Genomic DNA, 6,045 nt, shown 5'->3' with positions numbered 1-6,045 from the left:
CTTCCAGGCGCTGCGCCTGTTCGAACACCCGAACAAGGTAGCCGCGTTCGGCGAACGCAAGGGCTGCGGTCAATCCGGCGACACCGGCCCCGGCGACGACAATTTGCCGGGAACGCGTGTCGTTCATCGGGCTGGTCGCGAAAGTCTCAGGCGGCCTGTTCGATGTAGATGCATCCGGCCGGCAGCGTTTCCGTCGCCTTCAGCTTCGGCGAATAGCGGTAGAGCGTCGAGCAATAGGGACAGACTTTTTCATTGTCGTCGCCCATGTCCAGAAACACATGCGGGTGGTCGAAAGGCGGATTGGCGCCCGTGCACATGAATTCCTTCACGCCGATGTCGATTGCCGGATAGCCCGCATCGTTCTGAAAATGGGGAATGGAACCGCCTGCCATCGTCGTCTCCTTAACGCAGTCTCGTCTGCATCTGGATCATATCAGGCCTCTTTGCAAGTTCGATGAAATCAAACTGTCGCAAAAGCCTGTCAGAGGATAAGTTAAGCCGGTTAACCCATGGCCCGAAAACCGATTTCGGTTTCCGGGAGGGACCATGGGTCGCTAGAGTGACTGGCTAGCCGGCTTGAGCGGGTGTGGAAGAGCGGGAATCATGAACGAACTGAAGCCGGTGCAGAACGAATTCGTGGATGTCGAGGTGGCTCGCCCGGAAGGCGGCAACCCGGACCGGTTTGTCAACCGCGAGTTTTCCTGGCTGCAGTTCAACCGGCGCGTTCTCGAGGAGTCGCTGAACCTCAATCATCCGCTGCTGGAGCGCGTCCGCTTCCTGTCGATCTCGGCCGCCAATCTCGACGAGTTCTTCATGGTCCGAGTCGCCGGTCTTGCCGGCCAGGTGCGCGAGGGCATCACGCTGAAGAGCCCCGACGGCCGCACCCCCGAACAGCAGCTCGAACAGCTGCTGCGTGAGGTCGAGCGGCTGCAGGAAGACCAGCAGAAGAGCCTTTCGGCGCTCACCGTGCTGCTCAACAAGGAAGGCATCGAGAGCATCACCCGCGATGCGCTGACCAAGGACGAGAAAATCTGGCTGGAAGACCATTTCCAGGAACAGGTTTTCCCGGTGCTGACCCCGCTGTCGATCGACCCGGCGCATCCGTTCCCGTTCATCCCCAATCTCGGCTTCTCGATGGCGCTGCAATTGCGCCATCGCAAGAATGGCGAGGAGATGAGCGCGCTGCTGCGCCTGCCGGTGGCGCTGAAGCGCTTCATCCGTCTGCCGGACCGCAAGCATCATGTCCGCTTCATCCCGCTGGAAGAGGCTGTCGGCCTCTATATCGGCAAGCTCTTCCCCGGCTACGAGGTCAAGGGCTCCGGCACGTTCCGCATCATCCGTGACAGCGATATCGAGGTCGAGGAGGAGTCCGAGGACCTCGTGCGCCTGTTCGAAACGGCGCTGAAGCGGCGTCGGCGCGGATCGGTGATCCGCATCGAATTCGACAGGCTGATGCCTGGCGAATTGCGCGATTTCGTCGCCGGCGAGCTTGGCGTGTCGTCCAGCCGCATCAGCGTCTTGACCGGTCCATTGGCGCTCAGCCAGATTTCCGAGATCGTCGCCGTTCCCCGCGACGACCTGAAATTCACGCCCTACAATCCGCGTTTTCCCGAGCGCATCCGCGAGCATGGCGGCGATTGTTTCGCCGCCATCCGCGAGAAGGACATCGTCGTCCATCACCCTTACGAATCCTTCGATGTGGTGGTGCAGTTCCTGCGCCAGGCAATGGCCGATCCGGAGGTGGTGGCGATCAAGCAGACGCTTTACCGCACCTCCAACGACAGCCCGATCGTGCGCGCGCTGGTCGACGCGGCCGAGGCCGGCAAGTCGGTCACCGCGCTGGTCGAGCTCAAGGCGCGTTTCGACGAGGAAGCCAACATCCGCTGGGCGCGCGACCTGGAGCGGGCCGGCGTGCAGGTGGTGTTCGGATTTCTCGAACTGAAGACACATGCGAAAATGTCGCTGGTGGTGCGGCGCGAGGACGGCAAGCTGCGCAATTACGTGCACCTCGGCACCGGCAACTACCATCCGGTCACCGCACGCATCTACACCGACCTGTCCTTCTTCACCACAGATCCGACGATTGCCCGCGATGTCGCCCAGCTGTTCAATTTCATCACCGGCTATGCCGAGCCGACGGACGAAATGCGGTTGGCGATCTCGCCGTTCACGCTGAGAAGCCGCATCCTGAAGCACATTGCCGACGAGATTGCCTACGCGGTGCAAGGCAAACCGGCGCGCATCTGGATGAAGATGAACGCCCTCGTCGATCCGATCATCATCGACGCGCTCTACGATGCCAGCCGCGCCGGCGTCGAGATCGACCTTGTCGTGCGCGGCATCTGCTGCCTGCGGCCGCAGGTTCCGGGCCTGTCGGAAAACATCCGCGTAAAATCGATCGTCGGCCGTTTTCTCGAGCACAGCCGCATCTATTGTTTCGGCAATGGTTTCGGCCTGCCGTCGGACGAGGCGATCGTCTACATCTCCTCGGCCGACCTGATGCCGCGCAATCTCGACCGCCGCGTCGAAACCATGGTGCCGATCACCAATCCAACTGTGCATGAACAGATCCTTGGCCAGATCATGCTGGGCAACATTATGGACAATCAGCAAAGTTTCGACGTATTGGCTGATGGAACCTCCCGGCGCGTCGTGCTGGAGGAGGGCGAGGAACCGTTCAACGCGCAGGAATATTTCATGACCAATCCGAGCCTGTCGGGACGGGGTGACGCGCTGAAGTCGCATGCGCCCAAGCGCATCGCGCAGTTCAAGCGCCGCAAGAAGAACGCTGCAGCGTCCGGCTGATGCTGTCTGATTCTCAGGGCCGGCTGCAGGACCGCCGACCGCTGTCCATCATCGACATCGGATCGAACTCGATCCGTCTCGTCGTCTATGAGGGGCTGGCGCGCTCGCCGACCATGCTGTTCAACGAAAAGATGCTGGCCGGTCTCGGCCGCGGCATCGTTTCGACGGGCAAGCTCGACCCCGAGGCGGTAACGCGCTCGATGGAAGAGTTCCGCCGCTTTCGTGCGCTTTCCGACCAGGCGGGCGCCGAGCAGATGTATGTGCTGGCGACCGCGGCGGCCCGCGAGGCGGTCAACGGCCCCGATTTCATCCACCGCGCCGAGGATGTGCTGAAGACCGAGATCCGAGTGATCAGCGGTCGTCAGGAAGCGTACTATTCCGCGCTCGGCGTCATTTCCGGTTTCCATCCGGCCGATGGCATCGCCGGCGATCTGGGCGGCGGCAGCCTCGAACTGGTCGATGTCAGCGGCGAGGCGATCGGCGACGGCATCACGCTGCCGCTGGGCGGCCTGCGCCTGCAGGACATGGCGAAGAACTCGCTGACCCAGGCGGCCAGGATCGCGCGTGACGAACTGGCGAAGGCCAAGCTGTTGAAAGGCGGGCAGGGCAGGCCCTTCTACGCCGTCGGCGGCACCTGGCGAAATCTTGCCCGGCTGCACATGGAAATGACCAACTATCCGCTTGGCGTCATGCACCATTACGAGATATCGGCCGAAAGCGCGGCGAACTTCCTCAAGCAGGTGGCCAAGGCCGAGATCGAGAAGGTCAAGGGCATCGAAGGCGTTTCGAAGAACCGCCGTTCGCTGCTGCCCTATGGCGCCATCGTGCTGCAGGAGATCATGGCGGCGATGCAGCCGTCGAAGATCATCGTCTCGGCGCTTGGCGTGCGCGAAGGCTTTCTCTATTCGCTGCTCGACGAGGCCGAGCGGAAGGCCGATCCGCTGATTTCGGCCTCGGAGGAACTCGCCCGCCTGCGCTCGCGCTCCGTCACCCATGCGCATGAACTTGTCGACTGGACCGCCAAGACCTTTGCCGCCTTCGGCATCGACGAGACCGAGGACGAGGCGCGCTACCGCCACGCGGCCGCATTGCTGGCGGACATCGGCTGGCGCGCGCATCCCGAATACCGCGGCAAGCAATCGCTCAACATCATTGCGCACGCGTCCTTCTTCGGCGTCGACCATCCTGGCCGTGCTTTCCTGGCGATGGCCAACGCCTATCGTCACGACGGCATCTTCAACGAAGCCATCGCCCCCGAGATCAAGGCTCTGGCATCGCCGCGTTATCTGGAGCGCGCCCGCGTCCTCGCCGCGATGATGCGCGTCGTCTACCTGCTGACGGCGTCGATGCCCGGCATCATGCCCAGGCTGAAATGGGAACAGCGCGCCAACGGCGTGCTGGCGCTGGTCTTGCCGGCATCGCTGGCCGATCTCTATGGCGAGCGGCCGGCCGGGCGCCTGGCGCAGCTGGCCAGGATCACCAACCGCCGGCTGGTGCTGGCCGTCGAGGGTGGCCCCAGCATGTCAGTGAAATAAGGCGCTAGCTGCTAGCAGACCCGTGTCTTATCTGACTTAAGCGGAGACCTGCCGGTCGTACTTCGCCGGCGGCTTCGCCTTTGATGACCGGCTTCCCCCAATCCGTCGCTGCTTTGCAGCGCCACCTTTCCCCCCTCCGGAGGGAAAGGAAGGGAGCCTCGTTGGAAGAGCGTTGGCGGCAATAGGCTCGCGGCCTTCCTCTACCCCGTCGATCAGGGGAGAGGTGACTCGACGAAGCCGAGACGGAGTGGGGTCGATCAGCTCGGGCCCATCTACGCAAAAATATCAAACCGCGCCGCGCCCGTCGATCGACCATGCGCCGGCGCCGGCCATCGCCAGCGCTACAAACCCACCTGATATCGCAATGTCCTTCATCAGCATCTGCTGGTGCAGGAAGGCGAGCATCGCGTCGCCGCCGCCCTGGCCATAATGGCCGATGAAGCCGGCGACGATACAGAAGGCAGCGAGCAGAAGCGCTATGATCCGGGTCTGGAAACCGACCAGGATGAGCAGCCCGGCGATCAGTTCGAACAGTCCCGTGCCCCAGGCAGCAAGTGTCGGCAGCGGCAGGCCGAGGCCGGCGAAATAGCCTGTGGTGCCGGCGATGTCGCTCAATGCATGGAAACCGGAAGGCACGAACAGGGCGGCGAGCAGCAGCCGGGAGAGCAGGAGCAGCGCGTTGCGGGGCATGTTCACCTCCGTTGTCGGCCGCCGGCCGGCCTCGTCCCGATAGCCCCGATCCTATCAGAAACTCCGGCCGACAGATCGGCGGTCATGCACCAACAACGAAAAAGCGGCGCGGAAAATTCCGCGCCGCTTTCTTGTTCGGCTATTGCCGGGTCTTGGCTCAGCCGCGCTTGGCGTCGATCGAATAGGCACCGGCGCCCGAGGAAGCCAGCACGAGGAAGCCGCCCGCAATGGCGAGGTTCTTGAGAAACTGGATCATCTGCATCTGGTCGGCCCAACCGGTATGGGCGACCAAACCGGTAGCGACCGTGAAGACCGCCAGCACCCAGGCGACAATCCGGGTCTTGAAGCCGACGAGGATGGCGAGGCCGCCGAGAAGCTCGATCAGGCCGACGACGGTGGCCGTTACGGTCGGCAAGGGCAGGCCGAGGCTGCCGAAATAGCCCGCTGTTCCGCTAATGGCGGTGAGCTTGCCGAAACCTGAAAGCAGGAAGATGACCGCGAGCAGGACGCGGCCGAGGAGGATGGTGGTCGAGGCATTGGATGCGCCGGAACCGGCGACTGAAATGTTGGTGGACATGGTGGCTCTCCGGGATGGGTTGATGCCGGGGAGATAGAGCAAACCGACTGTTCACCAAAGCCACCAGACTGGCGACACATTGTTCACAGTACTTACGTTTCCGTGATCGGGCGGCCTGCGCAAAATTCGCTTCGGGTGAGGTCGTGACGGGAGTAAATTCTCCCCTCACGAAATACCGGGCTTTTGGTTGACGCAATTCCGGACCGAAAACCGCAGACACTTTTCCTGGAATTGCCTACCCCGGATGCGTCATATCCTCCGGCCGCACCAGCCGGTCGTAATCGGCTTCGCTGACCAGCCCGGTGGCGAGCGCTTCCTCGCGCAAAGTGGTGCCCTTCTTGTGCGCGGTCTTGGCGATCTTGGCGGCATTGTCGTAGCCGATGGTCGGCGCCAGCGCCGTCACCAGCATCAGCGAGCGGTCGAGTGCCGCCTTGATGT

General features: G+C 62.7%; 6 protein-coding genes and 1 pseudogene. 2 read left to right on the top strand and 5 right to left on the bottom strand.

From position 1 onward, the window contains the following. Nucleotides 1–127, bottom strand: a 127-nt coding sequence (locus tag EOA22_RS21880) for an FAD-binding protein (RefSeq protein ID WP_127390213.1), incomplete at its 3' end; no start/stop codon positions are given. 19 nt (nt 128–146) lie between these two features. Then, nucleotides 147–392 (bottom strand): zinc-finger domain-containing protein, encoded by a 246-nt coding sequence (locus EOA22_RS21875; protein WP_013532417.1) that lies wholly within the window; start codon nt 390–392, stop codon nt 147–149. A gap of 211 nt (nt 393–603) precedes the next feature. Here EOA22_RS21875 and EOA22_RS21870 point away from each other — a divergent pair, with 211 nt between their 5' ends. Both EOA22_RS21870 and ppx read left to right on the top strand, forming a co-directional pair. Next, nucleotides 604–2,805, top strand: coding sequence for an RNA degradosome polyphosphate kinase (locus tag EOA22_RS21870; protein ID WP_013532416.1), 2,202 nt, complete (start codon nt 604–606; stop codon nt 2,803–2,805). Further along, the gene (gene ppx / locus EOA22_RS21865; protein ID WP_013532415.1) at nt 2,805–4,340 is read left to right on the top strand and encodes an exopolyphosphatase; all 1,536 of its coding nucleotides are present in this window, start codon (nt 2,805–2,807) and stop codon (nt 4,338–4,340) included. The genes EOA22_RS21870 and ppx overlap by 1 nt, the downstream gene beginning before the upstream one ends. 285 nt (nt 4,341–4,625) lie before the next feature. Here the strand turns inward: ppx and EOA22_RS21860 are convergent, their stop codons facing one another. The 3 genes and pseudogenes from EOA22_RS21860 to fumC all read right to left on the bottom strand — a co-directional run. Next, entirely contained in the window at nt 4,626–5,030 is a 405-nt protein-coding gene (locus tag EOA22_RS21860; RefSeq protein ID WP_013532414.1) for a DoxX family protein, read from the bottom strand. 157 nt (nt 5,031–5,187) lie between these two features. After that, nucleotides 5,188–5,607, bottom strand: coding sequence for a DoxX family protein (locus tag EOA22_RS21855; RefSeq protein WP_013532413.1), 420 nt, complete (start codon nt 5,605–5,607; stop codon nt 5,188–5,190). A 235-nt stretch (nt 5,608–5,842) separates the two neighbouring features. Further along, nucleotides 5,843–6,045 (bottom strand): annotated as a pseudogene (gene fumC / locus EOA22_RS21850) (class II fumarate hydratase); the annotation flags it as partial.

It is taken from the genome of Mesorhizobium sp. M7A.F.Ca.US.014.04.1.1, assembly GCF_003998745.1.
GTDB classification, from domain to species: Bacteria; Pseudomonadota; Alphaproteobacteria; order Rhizobiales; family Rhizobiaceae; genus Mesorhizobium; species Mesorhizobium ciceri.
Note: the sequence above shows the minus strand (reverse complement) of the source record. Positions and strands in the feature narration are given on the sequence as shown.

What these genes read in the sequence shown, in the direction of transcription:
- EOA22_RS21875 (WP_013532417.1), bottom strand. Translation starts at nt 392, where the DNA reads ATGGCAGGCGGTTCCATTCCCCATTTTCAGAACGATGCGGGCTATCCG.
- EOA22_RS21870 (WP_013532416.1), top strand. Translation starts at nt 604, where the DNA reads ATGAACGAACTGAAGCCGGTGCAGAACGAATTCGTGGATGTCGAGGTG.
- ppx (WP_013532415.1), top strand. Translation starts at nt 2,805, where the DNA reads ATGCTGTCTGATTCTCAGGGCCGGCTGCAGGACCGCCGACCGCTGTCC.
- EOA22_RS21860 (WP_013532414.1), bottom strand. Translation starts at nt 5,030, where the DNA reads ATGCCCCGCAACGCGCTGCTCCTGCTCTCCCGGCTGCTGCTCGCCGCC.
- EOA22_RS21855 (WP_013532413.1), bottom strand. Translation starts at nt 5,607, where the DNA reads ATGTCCACCAACATTTCAGTCGCCGGTTCCGGCGCATCCAATGCCTCG.